Here is a 16763-nt window from a genome sequence, read left to right as displayed (position 1 = left end):
GCTCTCCAGATGCACGATGATGACAAAAAGGCTACGTCGCACCACTCAACGCTTGATTAGCTCTTTCGCGGCCTCGAGGAAATCATCTCGATAAAGCGGTTTCGCCTGCCAGGATTTTGCTGCGGCGCAAGACATCTGTTTGTATCGATCCGGATCCCACAACAAGTCCAGGACAGCGGTTACTGCGGCGTCGTCTTCGTGGACTAGGACGGCATTCTTTTGATCATGACAATAGTTGGCAATCTCGCCAACTGGGGTCACCACCGGCACGAGCCCAATCTGCATTGCCTCGACAACCGACATTGCCATGCCTTCGTGCAAACTCGTCTGCAGATAGAAGGACGCATGATTTGCTGCTCCCGCGATATCATCATGCCGCATGGAACCCTTGAAAACTACGTGATCACGCAGCCCCAACTCTGCCACCTGTGCCAGCAGTTGATCCTCCACACCCCCATGTGGGCCAATGATCGTAAATCGTACATCCTGCCGGTGTCGTTTGACGGCTGCAACCAGATCAAGCGCCCGATCCAGGCCCTTCTGCGCGTTGAGGCGTCCCCAGAATATGAATTCGGGCGTAGGGTCGCGTTGTCCAGGCAAGGACCGCCGGTCCAAGAGAAAAGAAACGACCCGCCCTTTTTTTTGCAACCAGCGCGGCACGCGTCGCTGAAGCGAGACGCTCGAGTCCGCCCAGATCGCGTCGGAAAGAAACATTGCGACCCAGTTTGCTGCCTTGTCGACAAAATGAACGCTATGGGCGAGATGCAGAAAAACGACCATTGTCATGCGAGGCCGCAGAATTTTTAAACAAATCAAGACCAAGGCGCTACGCCACAAGGACACCACTAGAAGATCTGGCGGATCACGATGCAACCGCCAAAGAGTGTGCCAATACGCGCGTGGGTTGTTTACCGAAATTGGCGGTCCGTGATATTCGCCTGCTTCAATAGAAGAATCGGGAGCGCTAACCAAGTAGTTACGCTCAAACTCCAATCCTCCGTGACACCCAGTCGGCAACGAACGCGCGGCAATCTCTACGCCACCAATTGCGTGGTATGGAATGAGGTGAACAACTCGTTTCATAGGCCCAGTAGCCGGAAATGTTCAGTGAGAACAGCATCCTCTTGAAAAGGTTTGAGCGCCTCTGCCAGAACGTCGGCGGGCACGGGGCTGCGCAGTGCGTTCTCGATCCCGGTGGCCAGCGCCTCAGGATCCTGAACAGGCACCAGATAGCCATATCGGCCGCTTTCGAGAATTTCGCGGGGTCCGGTGGGGCAATCGGTGGCCACGGGGGTGCAGCCCGCCATCATCGCTTCAATCAGCACATTGGGCATGCCTTCGAGCAGCGAGGACAGCACGAAAGCATCAGCATGGGCGAAATATTTGAGCGGGTTGGATATATGCCCTTCCAGACGAATGCTGTCTCCCATCCCCAATGCATCAATCTGCGCTTGCAGGGCGGGTCGCTGTGCGCCTTCTCCAAAGATTGATAGGCGCACGGGTTGTTTTTGCGCGACGATATGCACGGCGGCAATCAGATCGGAAAAACCTTTCCATGGCCCGAGTTGACCGGCGGCAACAAGAGTGGGAACGGTTCTGTCGGTGAACCAAGGGTGATCTACTGGTTCGGCAATTCGGGCTCGAGCGGCAGGGGTGTCAACTATATTATAGACGTAGGAATGCGGCGCATTGCGAAATAGCGTTCGATATTGATCGACCATTGCCTTCGATACACAGGTTAGCGCATTTGCCCGCCACATCAACGCGCCCATCATACGTTTTAGAAACCAGCGTTTAGACAGTATCTTTTTGCTATAAGTATCGAACGGGTTGACTCGCGACGAGCCGGTGATTTTTGCCTTGGAGCCTGACAAAAGCGCACTCGCAATGACGACGGCGTTGAGGTGGTCTTCGGCGGAGAAGATTGCATCGGGCTTTTCTTTCCTTAGATAATCCGTCATGTCGAACAGGATACTGCGCGCCTTAGGCCGGTTGAGGTGGATCACGCGCACGTTATCTAACTCTGGCACCGGCAGGCCTTCGGCGACATATCCTATTATCAGTTCAACCTCATGCCCGCGTGCGGCGAGGGCGCTGGCGAGCCGAGCTTGGGCAAGGGGAACGCCGGAAATAGCGTAGCGCGCTACTATTACAGTGAATTTCATGTTATTTTGGCTGATATGAGGTTTGAAGCGATTTTTGGGATATCTCGATATTTCAAGGTATTTGATTGCGACATGCGTTTTCGAGGATATTTTTGAGCGTTTCGCGCATTGAACCTTCTGAATAGTGTTGGATGTATTGCTCGCGCAATTTAGGATTAAATCCTGCTGTCATCGAAACAGATCCTTGTAAAGCCTCCAGAAAATCCGCGGGCGTCGTGCAGCAGATAAGACTGTCTTGTGCTACCAGATTGTAACCTTCGAAGGCCTCGGCGGTACCTGCGATTGGCTTGCCGTGCATCAGAGCTTCGGCTGTTTTGGTTTTCATGCCCGAGCCTGACAAAATGGGCGCAATGATGATTTGCGCATGGGCATACCAGCGCGCCAGTTCATCAACCTCGCCAACTACATTCACACCGCCCCATTTCTCTAGACGGGTGCAGTGTCGATCCATCCCCCTACCGATCACAACCGTGTCCAGAGGTGCGTGTGGGGCCACCTTTTCAGCGTACCACGCCATACCCTCGACATTGGCGTAGAAACTGCCGCCGACAAAGAGGGCATATGGCTTATCCCAAGGGCGGGCTGCCTTCGCGGCCGCAGGATCGTATTGATCGCGCACAGTCATGGGCAATATATCGGTTCCAGGACGGCGATAAAGACGGGCATGTAGCCGTTCATCGCGTTGGTTAAGCAGGACGCGACGCTGGGAATAATTCGCGGCCCAGCGTTCTGCGATGGTATTTGCGATTAGCACACCTAGGGCATGCCCCGATGGGGCGGCCCTCAGCGCGTCGAAAAAGAAATGAGACTCAACGTTGTGGTAAAAAGTTACTATTGGGAGCGTAACGCCAGTTTTGCGCAGTAGTCTTGCGAGGCGCCCCAGATTGGAGCCTTCGATGAAAATGCAATCCGGAGAGAGTTGGGACACGCGCTTGACGAGTTTCGCTTCGATTTGCGCAGTGATCCCGTCGATTCGACCCGAAAGACGCTCCAGAACACTCGCTTTGACTTGGGGAAAAGGGAGGTGAAATATCTCCACCCGATCCCCAGTCACGCAGCGTAAATTTTCCAGGATCAAGCGAGATAATTGCTCACGACCGCCTCGTTCCTTGACGCAAGGCGCAATCAGTAGGACATGAATATCGGTTTTCGCTTCAGGCGTCACTGTGATGTGCCTCTACGAATGTGACCGCCTGAAGAGGTCATTCTCTTTTGCCTCGAACCCTGCAGGTGACAGCTTCTCGTTATTTGCAAGCCTTTGCTTTAGATTGTACAGCAGTTCGCTACGATCGAGAACAGGTCCTGGCGCTTTGTAAATCTTTCGCCTGACCCGCGCGGTTTTGAGTGAAGCGAAGAAGCTTTCGAGGACCGCATTGTTCCAGCAGTTGCAGCGACGGCTTATGCTGGCTTCCAGATCGTTACCTTCAGGTAATGGCGCCATTCTTGGCTGGTAAACTGCGCCGCTATGTATCTAAAAGTTCCACGATCTAACGACATGCGATTTGCTTGGCGGGCACCCCGCCCACGACGGTGAGTGGTAGCACCGATTTAGTTACGACCGCACCTGCGCCCACAACACAACCTCTTCCTAAAACTACACCATCCAACACCCGAACACCAGCACCTATCCAAACGTCGTTCTCGATTGTGATGCCCAATTGCTGCAGGCCTTGATCCTTAATGAGGGCATCAGCGTTTGAAAAGACATGATTGGAAGGCACGATTACCGTATGGGCGGCGATGCGGGTATTGTCTCCAATCGTTAGCCCGCCGCCACCATAAAGAGCCGAATAGGCATTTACTGAGCAGTCGTCTCCAATTTTGACGAAACCGCCTAGCGACCTAACGATAACGCCGACATCGATGAATGTTCGGGCGCCTATGTGGATTTTTCCTCCTGACGGCTCGAATATTGCCTTCGGATGAATAATTGCGCTTCCATCCACCACTACGCCGCGCATGCGAAGGTCAACGATTTTTAGGCGCTGTCTCGTCGATCGCATAAGCCGGACGATTGCGTAGGCTAGAGTGAGGACACTACGAGCCATGGTTCAGCTTTTCAGTCGTTACGGTCGCGACAGCCTGCGCCGCCAGAAACTCCCGGTGAGTTTTGCGCACCTTGCCTTGCAAACGATCCTTGAATGATAGGGCAAGTGCGGCTGGCCATATCACTATAAGCAGCGCGACTTCCCGCATATCAGCCCGCCAAAGCCTGAGCGCCTCACTCAGCGAGATTTCCCCATGCTGACAATAGCGCAAATAGTTAACTGTGCGCCTCAACTGCTCTTTTCGGCTAAGAAAGGGGGCTAGATGGGGTTTGGTCAGGGCAATCGCATGCGCGTGTCCACGATTATAGGACATGTGCCCGCTATGGGAGATGGCATTGACCTCACCATATCGATTGCGCTTCAATACGACTGGCAGAAAGCGCGTCTTGCGCACGCCTATATTGTTCCAGACTGAGGATTCCGAGATCAGGAAATCCACCTCTGGAAACGGGGTTTGTCTCACCAGATCAGCGCGGGTGAAGATTACCAAGTCAGCACGCAATGCACGATACATCTCATTCCAGATCATATCCAGCGGCGCATCCGAGTTGTAGAATCGGTTGCCCAAAACGCCCTCCTCTGTATCGCAGAGCGCGCTGACACCGCAAAAGAGGTCACGCTCTGACTCCGGGATGCTGTGCCAAGTGTCGATTAACGTCTGCAGGGCACCCGGCAAAAGGACATCGTCTGAATCGCACCAAATAATGAAGTCGCCCCGGGCGGCACGAACAGCCTCGTTGTCGATGCGCGATTTACCCACTCGCTGCGAGGCGCAAATCAGCGTCACGGGGAAATTAGACTCTAAGGCAAGCGCGCGTACGACCTCCACCGTCTCATCTTCTGATCCGTCATTGGCGACGATCCATTCAAAGCTTTCGAAGCCCTGCGCATCCAGCCCTTCCCATACATTCTTCAAATAGGAAGCGCGGTTCCACGAGGGGGTAATAACAGAGATAGCAGGGCTCAAACGATTATCTCCAATTTCTTTCAACTCAGAAAGGTCAATTTTCTATAAAAACAACTTATTCTAATGTCTGAGCAATTTTCCCCGAAATAATAAATAAAAAATACAAAAGTTTTAAGGCTGCTTCGTCTCATAGTATTTCTACTAACATTCAAATAAATGCTCTCATGCACAGTGCGATCAATAAGCTTCATATATGTTTGCTACGCTCAGAATTCGGCATCGAATGGCATTATGTTTTCTAATATACGAAAATTCAAAATAACTACGGTCTAAGACTATCAGAAATGCATGATTCGATATCACAAAGGGAAAACCGATATTCTGCTACGCTGCATCGCGAGAGTGAAGAAATTAAACACTTTTCTTTGCTTGAGTTTCGAAAGTCTACAAAATCGTCGGACGGTCTATTGGTTGTAGAGTAATAGTCAGAAAACTTATAATCAGCACCAACAACTCGATTCGTTAACTTAATTCGAGCATTCGGAATTTTGAAAGCATCCGAAAAAATTATGCCGTGGAGAGAGCTGGAAAGAATGCGTTTACACCTACTTATTTCTCTAGCAAAATCTTTTGGACTTTGAGAGACACGAATTAGCTTCCCACCCATTTTTTGAGCAATCTCCTCCAGTTCGCTGTCTGCTTCGCTCACATGCAGCACCAGGCCGAATTCAAATTCTGAACTACGTTCAACGTCGCCATAAACTTTAGAAATCAGTAAGCCCGGGTCACCTAAAAGTATATCGTCTCTTGGGTTCTCGCGTTTATTTCGAACAACTTCTCTAGTGATTTCACCTCTAACGACTTTAACAGTTCCAAAAGTAGGAGTGTCTTCTGTATTGTTAGGTTCGATGAAGCCAGCGCCAAGCAGCACGCTATTTTTGTTGGCATGTTGTGCAATGCTTCCGATGATAAGGTAATGCTTAAAATGTGACAGAATTTTTGGAACTCTTATTGCTCTTGAGTCGCCATAGAAACTTACAATATCCAAGTTAAATAAATCTCCAACATTTCTGTGAGAGTGATAGTAATGTATAAATGGTCGACCTTGAACGAATCCTGTCGCGCACTCAAGAAATCGCGATACCGTTTCTATAGCCATAGGTAATCTTTCGTGGTTTTTTAATTGAGACGGTCATGTTCGGTGCATTGGGTATGCTTTGCGACACCTTTTTTCGATAAGTCCAAAGTATAATTGGTTGGTGCGCAACCTTCCCAGTATCGTGTGATCGAATTTCCAGACATAATTATCTTATTGATGGAGTAGAAGTAGATGAAGCACTAAATTAATTGAAAAACGGCCGAATATTAAGTCAAATGCTCACGATTATCGCTGTTCCAGTGGTAAATTACGATATTCTCTTCTATATTTTCCGTATACTATTGGAAAAATTGAAATAATTATCCACTTAATTCGATCACGAAGTGAAAGTGCTGAGAGTGGATTAATGCTCACTGCCATTCTATACAAAAATTTACTCTTATATAGTTTACTTTGCTGATGAGCATACTTCCTTGCCTTAGTTGATTGAGCTCCAAGCCAGTTCAAGTCTTCAGCGGGTACAGATTTGAGTTTTCTAATTTTATCCATATCCGATGATAGTTGCTCAAACATTGCAATGCGGCCTTCCCAATAGGCAGCCATCTTCGCAAACCTTTCATTAGAACTGGAAAATTTCTTTCGGGTTATGCTTCCACTTGTTTTTCTATAGTACACAAGCTCCTTAGGTAAAAAACCTACCGAACCAATAAGAAGTGATCGCAATGGTATCGAGACATCTTCATGTGCAACGTTGCTGTTTAGCGGCCCGAAAATGTCGAAGACGTCTCTGGTCCAGGCATGGCTGCAGCCAGAAATTCCGGAAAAATTATTTAGCATAGATATATTTTTGTCCGACAATTTGGTCTTAAAAGGTTCTAGACGCTTACTGTGCGGATAGAGGGCTCCTTCTTCACTGATGGATCTGAAATTGGAATATATTGATCCACTAAACTTACCATTTGACAGCCAGTAGTTTGTCAGAGTACTCGTTCGCTCGGGAACAGAGATGTCATCACCGGCAGCAATAACGATTAGCCGTCCCGTGGAGGCTGCCATCACGTTGTTAATATGATCAGCTAAACCGAGATTTTTGCAGTTGCGTCTAAGAATAACTTTGTGGCGGCCGAAGTATTTATTCGCTAATTCTTTCATGTGCGCATAGGTTTTGTCGCTTGAGAAGTCGTCAGAGAGGATAATTTCCAGCGGCTCGTAGGTTTGTGAGAACGCGCTCTCCACCGCCTCGCCAATGTATTTCTCCTGATTGAAGGCAATAAGCGCAAACGTGACTAGCGGCCGATGATCGGTGGGGTCTGTCATGGTGTCTCCGGAATGGGCCAGCCGAGTGTGGCGTAAAGGCGGGCGAAGCGCGAGGTGAGGCGGCCGCCGGGACCGATCTTGATGAGCACCACGCGGAGCCCTAAGAGTCCTGTCGCCGAGGCTAACAGAGGCGAGGCCACCGCCGCCGCGACCGGGGTCATCAGCGCCAAGAGCAATAGTCCGACCGCCAGCCCAGAATGCACGCCCAGCAGACCGAGCGAGAGCGGCTGGAATCGAAATCCGTTTATGTGGCGGGCGAGCATGTATACGGTGACAAGATAGACAGCATATCCCGCTACAAATGCATAGGCTGTCACATTTAGGCCGACCCTCGGCAGCAGGATCATCACCATGCTGAGAAAAACGATGTTAAAGGTAATCTCCATAAAAAAATACGTCTTGGCGCGGGCAGCAGCCACGATGGAAAAGCTCATAGCCCAACTTGCCAGTTTGAACACGTTGCCCACCGTCTGCCATTGCAGCAGCGTAACTGCAGGCCTGAATTCTTCCGAATAAAGCAGGGTGATCACCCAAGGTGCCAGTCCGATGAGCAGCAGAAGTACCGGTCCACCGATAGCGAGGCCCAGCTGCGCTTGGTCGTTCATTAAGCGAACCGCCGCTACCCGGTCGTGGATCACCTCACTCAGCCGAGGATAATAATCGGCCCCCATCGCCCCGAGGAGGAAGCCTACATAGGTCATGGTAATTCCCCACGCGGCGGCAAAATGTCCAGCCGCTTCCAGGCCCAGCTCTTGGGAAATCCGCCCGCGCACCAACAGCAGTGTCGCTGTTGTGGCCAGCCCTCCCAGCATGAAGGCGGCACCGAGCTTCGCCATTGGTCTCCAGATATTCCAGATCTCGACAACCGATAGGTTGGAAGCCGTAGGTTTGGGTAGGCGACGCGTGTAGTGCAGGGCAATCAGAACTGTGGCCAGCGGCTGAACGAGGATGAACCAGATCAGTCCGCTTTCGCCCCACAACCAGACTGCGGCAAGCCCAGCTATAGTACCGATAAAGGCTCCGAGCACGCTGATGCGGCCGAGGTCTGCAATCCGGCGCAATCCGTGCAACAGTGCTGTCTGTGCAGTACCAAGGAGCGCCAGAAAAATAGCGATCCCGATCAGCCCGACCTCTGTCGTATGGGCTGTATCCCCAAACAGCCAGGTAGCAATCGGCTCACGCAAAAGCCAGACGGCCACCATGGCGAGAGCGCCCTGCACCAGATGGGCGGCAAAGAGGACGCGGCGCACACGGCTCAGCGTGATCTCCTCCCCGCGGGATGAGGCGATTTCCCGAACACCGCTGGACCCCATGCCGAGGCCTGCAGTTTGCTTCACCATGCCTTGTAAGTTGTTGTAGATGCTAAACAGGCCCACACCACCGGGCCCCAGCAGAACGGCCAGAACCTTCATCCTGCCAATCGAAATCAGGATGTTAACGGCCTGTGCAGAGCCGATAACTAGCATCGACTTGATAAGTCCGCGTGAGCTGGAGGATCCAGCGATGCTCATTTAAAATTCTGAATCTGCATGATAGCCTCACGAACATTTTTCAGGCCCAATTGTGGCCCCATAGGCAGGCTGAGCACTTCGTCGGCTATGTTGCGGGCCAGCGGTAGAACGGTGGGCGCGATCCCAAGCTGGGCATATGCAGCCTGCATGTGAGGTGGGATAGGATAGTGGATAAGTGTACCGACACCTGCCTCGGTCAGTCTTGCCTGTAGAGCATCGCGCTCTGGCGTGCGGACCACGTAAAGGTGCCAGACTGGTTCTGCCCAGTCTGGAACATGGGGCAGGATCAAGCGGGTTTGCTTCAGACCCTCGGCATAAGCGGCCGACACGTCGCGGCGACGGTCGGTCCAAGCGTCCAGCACCCGAAGTTTCACTCGCAATACAGCGGCCTGCAACGGGTCTAGGCGGGAGTTCACGCCAGCCTCTTCGTTCACGTATTTTTGCCGAGAGCCATAGTTGCGGAGAAGCGCCACCCGCTCTGCCAGGCTGGCATCGTTTGTGGTGATGGCGCCAGCATCGCCGAGCGCGCCGAGGTTCTTGCCAGGATAGAAGCTCCAGCACACGATATCGCCATGGGCCCCTATACGCCGGCCCTTGTAGCGTGCACCATGAGCCTGCGCCGCGTCTTCGATCACATACAGACCTCGTCGGCGCGCCAAATCAAGGATCGGGTCAAGATCGGCAGGCTGTCCATACAGATGCACGGGTAACAGTGCGCGAGTTTGTTGGGTGATCGCAGCCTCGATCCGCGTCGGGTCGATATTGTAGGTTGCCTGGTCCGGTTCCACTGGTACAGGGGTGGCGCCCACAGACGATACTGCCAACCAGGTGGCGATATAGGTGTTGGATGGCACGATAACCTCATCGCCCGCTCCGATGTCGAGGGCGCGCAGAGCCAAGGTCAACGCATCAAGACCATTGGCCAGTCCGACCGCATGCTTCGCGCCACAATAGGACGCCCACTCGTTCTCAAATGCCTCGACCTCAGGCCCCAAAATGTACCATCCACTTTCAAGCACGCGAGAAACAGCGGCGTCGATCTCTGGCTTGAGCTCGCGGTAGGGGGCACCAAGGTCAAGAAAGGGAATCTTCATGTCATCCGCCTTTCCCGTTCGGAAAGGAAATCGTCATAAGTGCGAAGGTAGTCTTCTGCTTCATATGAGTGCGAAGCGAATACGAGCAAAACCGCATCACCACTATAGCGATATTGAGTGCCCCAGATCATCTCTGGCATGAACACACCCATGTCCGGGCGATCAAGCACGACCTCGCAGCGTTGATAACCATCATCCAACAGAATCCTACATGAGCCATGTAAGCAGATCAAAAATTGTTGGCACTGCTTGTGGGCGTGTTCGCCGCGCAACTCTACCGTGGGCACGTCGAAGACAGCAAAATACCGAGCTGGGGTGAATGGCACTTCGGTCGGCACTTCGCCCACAGTTAGCGCTCCCCGCGCATCGGCAACCCGTCTCATTAGGTATAGTGCGCTGCCCCCAACCTTTAGAGGTACTCGTGCTGGGCGATCCATATGCTCGAAGCCGTGAATGTCGATAAGCCTCGGATCAGGGCGCGTGCTTGGATTTGTACCATTGAGGTAGCCAACTACCTGCGCCGGATTGCCCTCGACGATGGCATTTGGAGGAACAGACCGTAGGACAACTGCACCGGCACGGACCCAAGCCCCTTGACCGACGGTCACGCCCTCACCAATCACGCAGGCTGCATCTAATCGAACATGATCTCGTAAAACGATGCCATCACCGGCTAAAATGACGCGGGGGCCGATGGTGGCGCTCTCGGAAATTTGGGCACTCTCTGGAAGAATGCTGTTTTGCCATGAATTAACCACTTGGTTTCCCCAGCGAGAGAAGCGAGAGGTAATTTGCTTTGTCAGCATGGAACTGCGCTCTCGAATAGATGAAGTAAATATCTTGATCCGTCCGGCAGGTTTCGGTCATCCCCAGCCGACGGTAGAAAGCCTCGGCGTGTGAGTTCTCCAAACGCACATCAACTTTTGCCAAATCCCGCTGCATCAAGTCAAAGCCGACCCCAAATGACAGAACTGCACTTTCGAGCGCCGCCTTATGCGGCTTGTTCTCATCGAGGATCCAGCTTCCCCAAGTAAAGCGGTCTGCTTCGATATCGTAGAGCCGCACAAGGCCGCACCGCTTGCGGTCTTTCCGTTCGATCACATAGTAAAACTCTCGCCCGGCGGCTTCACGTGTTTTGTACTGCTCAATCCACTGGCGCTGATCATCAACGCTGCCCGTCACTTTGGACAGATGACTATTGTAAAGTGGGTTGGTCCGCAGGCCATAAACATAGGCCGCATCTTCAGGGTCCATCAGCCGAAGCCGCAGATTGGGCCCCTCAATCCGGGCGAGTGACGACGAGTCCATCACAGTCTCAGATCGCTCTCATCGCGGGCAAGGACGCTTTTTAAGTCGCACAATACATGGTCAGGGCGGCCGTAGCTGCGCAGTGACATTGCACCTGCCTCGCGATAGCTGTCATGGGCCACGGCCAAGATCACACCATCATATGCGTCAGATTCCGGCGTTTCGACCAATTCCAGACCATACTCCTGTCTGGCCTCGGTCGGGTCGACCCAAGGATCATGCACGTCCACCTCAATGCCGTAGTCGCGCAATTCCGAAACCAGGTCGATGATGCGGGTATTGCGCATATCCGGGCAATTTTCTTTAAAGGTTAGGCCAAGGATAAGCACGCGGGATCCTTCGACCTGTATCCGGCGCCTCAGCATGGACTTGACCAATTGGCCCGCAACATAGGCGCCCATGCCGTCATTGATGCGCCGGCCGGCGAGGATGATCTGCGGGTGGTAGCCGAGAGCTTCGGCCTTGTGGGTGAGGTAGTAGGGGTCAACACCAATACAGTGGCCGCCGACCAAGCCTGGGCGAAAAGGGAGAAAGTTCCACTTCGTACCAGCCGCTTTGAGGACCGCCTCGGTATCAATATTCATCCGGTTGAAGATCATCGCGAGCTCATTCACAAGCGCGATATTGAGATCGCGCTGTGTGTTTTCTATAACCTTGGCTGCCTCGGCGACCTTGATGCTTTCAGCTTTGTGAGTGCCTGCGGTCACAATGCTTGCATAAAGCTCATTCACGGCATCTGCGACGTCGGGAGTAGAGCCTGCCGTGACCTTCACAATTGTAGTCAGGCGGTGAAGTTTGTCGCCTGGGTTGATCCGCTCCGGACTGTAACCGCAGAAGAAGTCCTCGTTAAAAGTCAGACCGGACACGCGTTCCAGTACGGGTACACAGTCTTCTTCAGTGGCGCCGGGATAGACTGTGCTTTCATAAATTACCGTGTCGCCCTTTTTGAGCACTTTCCCAACTGTCTCGGATGCTTTTAGAAGCGGCGTCAGGTCCGGACGTTTGTGAGCGTCTATCGGTGTGGGGACTGTTACGATGTATACTTGTGCATCCCGGATCAGCTCTAGATCGGACGTGAATTGTAGGTGCCTTGCCGAAGCGAGTTCGTCAGCTTCGACCTCTCGGGTCCGGTCCTTGCCCTGTTTTAGCTCTGAAATTCTACTTTCGGATATGTCAAAACCGATTGTTATGCGCTTCTTGCCAAACTCGACAGCGAGAGGCAGGCCGACATAACCGAGGCCGACAATGGCAAGTTTGCTTTCGGGCGTCATCATCGGTGTGTTACTTCCCGTAATAGTCGCGAAACCAATCAACAAAGCGCGCGATGCCGTCTTTGAAGTCGGTCTGCGGCTGATAACCAGTCAGAGTTCGGAGCAATTGGGTATCTGCCCAGGTCGCTGGCACGTCACCTGTCTGCATTTCCATGCCGTTGCGGATTGCCTTTATGCCAAGACATTCCTCAATCGCGTCGATGAAATCCAGAAGGCGTATTTTCTCTGAATTGCCGATGTTGACAATGCGGAACGGCGCGACCGGGGAAAGACTGTCGCCATCTGGTACTATACCGGTAGAGGGGCGCACCGGAACCGCATCAACAAGAAGGCGGATCGCCCGAACGAGATCGTCGACATAGGTGAAATCACGATACATTTCGCCATGATTGTAGATGTCGATCGGCCGCCCATCGAGCATAGCGTCGACAAACTTATAAAGGGCGAGGTCGGGCCGGCCCCAGGTTCCGTATACCGAGAAAAAACGAAACATGGTTGTCGGCAAATCATAGAGATGCGCATAGGAGTGCGCCATACTCTCATTTGCCTTCTTCGTTGCGGCATACATCGTCAGCTGAGTGTCGGCTTTTTCCATTTCGCTGAACGGCATTTCTGTATTGGCACCGTAAACCGAGGAAGTCGATGCGATAAGCAAGTGTTGAACGCCAAGACGACGAGCCGCCTCCATGACATTGAAAGTGCCGATCACATTGGAGTTTATGTAGGCTCTGGGGTTTTCAAAGCTGTAGCGTACGCCGGCTTGAGCTGCGAGATGCACAATCACATCTGGCTGGAACTGGTCCGCTAGTTCATCGAACGTCGCTTGATCTTCCAGCATGCCTTCAGTGGTAGAAAAATTCTGGTGTTCCAGAAGAATCTCATGGCGTCGGCGTTTTAGGCTGACGTCATAATAGTCCGTCATGCCATCATAGCCTTGAACCCGACACCCTTCGGAAAGTAGCAGCTTGGCGAGGTGAAAGCCGATAAAACCCGCCGTGCCGGTAACGAGGATGCGTCTATTGTTCATCGAGTTGCTCACTGGGATTTGCAATCATTCTTAAACACGCTGTCCATGCTAGTTTCCTTTGGATGCTTTTTTGATCTCGGCGAGTTCACGATCAGAAACATCCCTTCCCACCTCTTCGATTTCAGCTTTGAGAAGCTCATACTCAGCGACCTTCCGGGCCAAAAACCGCCTGGTAAGATCAGCCTTAGCGGCAACGCCCTTGGGTGTAAGGGCGTAGGTATAACGCCGCTTGTCGTTGGCTGCCCTGAAATTCCCAAGCTTGATGAGACCTTTTTCGAGAAAAGCGCTGAGGGCGTAATGGATGCCCCCTGTACTCACGCCAAGGGCTTTGGCTAGATCACGCTGGCTCATCTCCGGGCTGTCCTGAAGAAGGCGGAGGAGCCGGAAACGTATATCTTCTCGTAACTTGTCACGCTGCGTTGTCATTTGATTGGACGGAATTCTAAAGCTACCGCACAAGAACTCACCTTGCGGTGCCTTGTTAGCTCAATGCTTGCGATGTAAGGCAGACAATTCATCATCGTTCAAAGTTGAGCGATATCGAATCTGCCTGCAAAGCGCAACAAGAACCTTTTTGAAATGATAAGTTACAGATTCTTGCAACGCTTCTGCGTTTCTTGCCTCGATGCAAACTACAAGCCAAACGTCGATCTTTGGCCTGCTGCGCTGGTGCTAAGAATTTCTGCGTAAGGAACCGCTTGGCTTGTGAACGCAGCATTGATCAACATTAGGGTATTAGGTTTTTGGCTTAGCAAGGAGCTCAAAAATAGCATCGCGATAGGCTTGCACGACGATTTCTTGATCGAATTCGTTCATCATTTTTTTTCGACCGGCCCGCCCCATCTCTTTTTGAGCCTCAGCGGAAAGTTTTAGGAACGCTTTGACTGCTGATGCGAGACTTTTGCTATTGCGAACTTCGCAGAGCAGACCGGAAATTCCGTCATCGACAATGGCTCTGCAGCCGGGCACATCGGTTGTGATTACCGGACGAGCCATTGCGGCTGACTCGATCAATGTTCGCGGCGCGCCTTCGCGGTAGGATGGTAGGACGACGCAAGAAGCTGCTGTGATCACAGGGCGAACATCATCCGTGGTTCCGAGGTACTCGACAACACCTTCGGCGACCCACTCCTCAACCATCGTTGCATCGATTGCGGTGCGGTTTTCGGACCCGATTGCGCCGAGCAGTTGAAAGCGAGATTTTGGATAATCTTTTTTAACTATCCGGGCCCCTTCGACGAATTCGATCACCCCCTTATCTCGCAACAGTCTGGCGATCATCAGGAAGATGGGCGCATCGGTGGTGGAGGGCAGGGCGGTTTCAGGAAAATGATCAAGATCAATCCCCGAGCCTGGTAGCAAGCGAGCCTGTTGGGGGCTGACCATATCTTGCTGCAGGAAGAGCGTTCGATCATCCTCGTTCTGAAAAAAAACGACCGGTAGTGCGGCGAATGCGTGCCGATAGAGAAACTTCGCCACTCTTTCAAGCATCCGGCCGGAAAGGAAAGCGGTGCCCAGTCCTGTCACATTTGGAATAAATGGAATATTTTCGGCCCGAGCGCCAATCGCACCAAACAGATTATTTTTGATCGTGTAGCTCAGCGCAATGTCGGGTTGAGTTTCTCGAAAGGTCTGCTTGAAGCGATTTGTCAGTTTCAATCCGTCTATCGGGCTCAGGCCTTTTGCATCCATCTCCAGTGGAAGATACGCGCAACCCAATGACTCAAGATTCGCAACGCTACTATCTGGCGGTGCAAAAACGGTAACTGAATGTCCTTCATCCAATAGGGAAGATACGATCGGTTTCCGAAAGTTCCAAATATTCCACGCCGTGTTGGCAGTTACCAGAACGTGCATGTAAACGAACCCACTGAACCTACCTGCCTGAGACTTCGAGCCTTCTAACACCATTAATGGACACTGTAACAGTCTGAGACGGACCCGTTTCTAGACAAGAACCCTCTTTTCGGTCTCACGGGCTCAGTGCCACCGGTCGCTGGCTGGTGTTCCCCGCCCAACAAATTCCTAGGCGGTAGTCAGCGAAAGTGCTCTGTACCTGATGCGCCTCCGTCACTGCAGTGGCCACTCCTTCTCGGAAAAGGCGCTACGGCATCTGGGCATCCGTGTCGCAGGACCGCAGAGTCACTAGCTGTCGCCTGAGAGTATAGTATCGGCCTGATCGGGTGTCGTTGATATGGGCTGCGCTATCGTGAAGGCGGCCGGCTCTACTGTGGACAAACCTTTGTTGCCCAAGACTATTTTGGCGCGCAGACCGATCTCTGCGGTGGCTGAGGCAGCCTGTTCGGTAAATATCGCCACTGAGGGTTGAAGCTCTTTCGATGTACTTGCGAGCTGGACGCGTGAGCTAAACTCAGTTTCTGCCTGCGCCTCTTGGGTCACAGTTTCCTGAGCGGTCTGCTCGTGCGGGGCCGAGGCGATGAGCATCCTAGCGTCTTCGGGCGCAGCTTCAGCGCCAGCCGCCTGGCTACGAGCCTCTGCAAGCGCGAGTGCTTGAGGTGATTGACTTGCAGGCTTTAGTGCGCCGGCTTCTTCGAAGCTTGCGATTGTGGACTCTGACAGAGCGATCGCTTGTGGATTTACACCGGCCATCTCGTCGGGCAGATAACTGCCGCCTTCGTGGGTGCGGCTCCAACCATTCGCATGGGCGAGTTCATGGCAGAGGAGGCGGGCGTACCAGCCGGACGTGATCGTCTGGCATGGATTGGGCATTGTGATCATGCGCCCGTCGCCACAGCCCATGGAGCTTAGCTGCGGTACGCCGAAGATGTGGGCGCCGCGCTGGGCGCATCTTGCCCCGACCAGCATGGGCGACACGAATTCAACCGCGACTGTATTGTCACCGCGAAACTCGAGGGGGGCATTCTTTACAGGCTCAAGCGGGGCGACGGTCATGCAGCCGGCCAGCAGGGATGAGATCCAGAGAGAGCTCATCATTTTTAGGCGTGAAAACTTGTTCTTCGTCATGTCCATCATCCCGACTTCTTTGAGTTGGTAG

At 52.6% G+C, this 16763-nt stretch carries 16 protein-coding genes; all 16 read right to left on the bottom strand.

Annotated features, from left to right (window positions below; genetic code table 11):
- Positions 1–45: 45 nt before the first annotated feature.
- A complete protein-coding gene (locus tag F550_RS0105375; protein WP_083910918.1) occupies positions 46–1083 on the bottom strand; it encodes a glycosyltransferase family 4 protein in 1038 nt (345 codons plus the stop codon).
- Positions 1080–2165 carry a glycosyltransferase gene (locus F550_RS0105370; RefSeq protein WP_018147503.1) on the bottom strand — a complete coding sequence of 362 codons (1086 nt, stop codon included), beginning with the start codon at positions 2163–2165 and terminating at the stop codon, positions 1080–1082. The genes F550_RS0105375 and F550_RS0105370 overlap by 4 nt, the downstream gene beginning before the upstream one ends.
- Positions 2166–2217: 52 nt before the next feature.
- Complete coding sequence (locus tag F550_RS0105365) at positions 2218–3330, bottom strand: glycosyltransferase (RefSeq protein ID WP_156807828.1); 1113 nt, start codon at positions 3328–3330, stop codon at positions 2218–2220.
- Positions 3331–3652: 322 nt separating this feature from the next.
- On the bottom strand, positions 3653–4126 hold the full coding sequence (locus F550_RS19290) for an acyltransferase (protein WP_233348997.1): 474 nt from the start codon (positions 4124–4126) through the stop codon (positions 3653–3655).
- 76 nt (positions 4127–4202) lie between these two features.
- Positions 4203–5180 (bottom strand): glycosyltransferase family 2 protein, encoded by a 978-nt coding sequence (locus tag F550_RS0105350; protein WP_018147500.1) that lies wholly within the window; start codon positions 5178–5180, stop codon positions 4203–4205.
- Positions 5181–5442: 262 nt separating this feature from the next.
- Complete coding sequence (locus F550_RS18840) at positions 5443–6168, bottom strand: polysaccharide pyruvyl transferase family protein (protein WP_169332247.1); 726 nt, start codon at positions 6166–6168, stop codon at positions 5443–5445.
- A gap of 336 nt (positions 6169–6504) precedes the next feature.
- Positions 6505–7536 (bottom strand): glycosyltransferase, encoded by a 1032-nt coding sequence (locus tag F550_RS0105345; RefSeq protein ID WP_018147499.1) that lies wholly within the window; start codon positions 7534–7536, stop codon positions 6505–6507.
- The gene (locus F550_RS0105340) at positions 7533–9047 is read right to left on the bottom strand and encodes an O-antigen translocase (RefSeq protein ID WP_018147498.1); all 1515 of its coding nucleotides are present in this window, start codon (positions 9045–9047) and stop codon (positions 7533–7535) included. The genes F550_RS0105345 and F550_RS0105340 overlap by 4 nt, the downstream gene beginning before the upstream one ends.
- Positions 9044–10141 carry a DegT/DnrJ/EryC1/StrS family aminotransferase gene (locus F550_RS0105335; protein ID WP_018147497.1) on the bottom strand — a complete coding sequence of 366 codons (1098 nt, stop codon included), beginning with the start codon at positions 10139–10141 and terminating at the stop codon, positions 9044–9046. Before F550_RS0105335 ends, F550_RS0105340 begins: the two co-directional genes overlap by 4 nt.
- Complete coding sequence (locus F550_RS19095) at positions 10138–10947, bottom strand: WxcM-like domain-containing protein (RefSeq protein WP_156807827.1); 810 nt, start codon at positions 10945–10947, stop codon at positions 10138–10140. Before F550_RS19095 ends, F550_RS0105335 begins: the two co-directional genes overlap by 4 nt.
- On the bottom strand, positions 10892–11449 hold the full coding sequence (locus F550_RS0105325; RefSeq protein WP_018147495.1) for a GNAT family N-acetyltransferase: 558 nt from the start codon (positions 11447–11449) through the stop codon (positions 10892–10894). Before F550_RS0105325 ends, F550_RS19095 begins: the two co-directional genes overlap by 56 nt.
- Entirely contained in the window at positions 11449–12723 is a 1275-nt protein-coding gene (gene tviB, locus F550_RS0105320) for a Vi polysaccharide biosynthesis UDP-N-acetylglucosamine C-6 dehydrogenase TviB (protein ID WP_018147494.1), read from the bottom strand. Before tviB ends, F550_RS0105325 begins: the two co-directional genes overlap by 1 nt.
- A 7-nt stretch (positions 12724–12730) precedes the next feature.
- Positions 12731–13747 carry an SDR family NAD(P)-dependent oxidoreductase gene (locus F550_RS0105315; protein WP_018147493.1) on the bottom strand — a complete coding sequence of 339 codons (1017 nt, stop codon included), beginning with the start codon at positions 13745–13747 and terminating at the stop codon, positions 12731–12733.
- 48 nt (positions 13748–13795) lie between these two features.
- Positions 13796–14173: a MarR family EPS-associated transcriptional regulator gene (locus F550_RS16950; protein ID WP_040500452.1), complete on the bottom strand. Its 378-nt coding sequence runs from the start codon at positions 14171–14173 to the stop codon at positions 13796–13798.
- 309 nt (positions 14174–14482) lie between these two features.
- The gene (locus F550_RS0105305; protein ID WP_026180588.1) at positions 14483–15604 is read right to left on the bottom strand and encodes a glycosyltransferase family 4 protein; all 1122 of its coding nucleotides are present in this window, start codon (positions 15602–15604) and stop codon (positions 14483–14485) included.
- A gap of 288 nt (positions 15605–15892) precedes the next feature.
- Complete coding sequence (locus tag F550_RS0105300; protein ID WP_156807825.1) at positions 15893–16732, bottom strand: hypothetical protein; 840 nt, start codon at positions 16730–16732, stop codon at positions 15893–15895.
- Between the last annotated feature and the right edge of the window lie 31 nt (positions 16733–16763).

It is taken from the genome of Henriciella marina DSM 19595, from assembly GCF_000376805.1.
GTDB lineage: Bacteria > Pseudomonadota > Alphaproteobacteria > Caulobacterales > Hyphomonadaceae > Henriciella > Henriciella marina.
The sequence above is the reverse complement of the archived record's forward strand: the minus strand, read 5'-3'. Positions and strand labels throughout refer to the sequence as shown.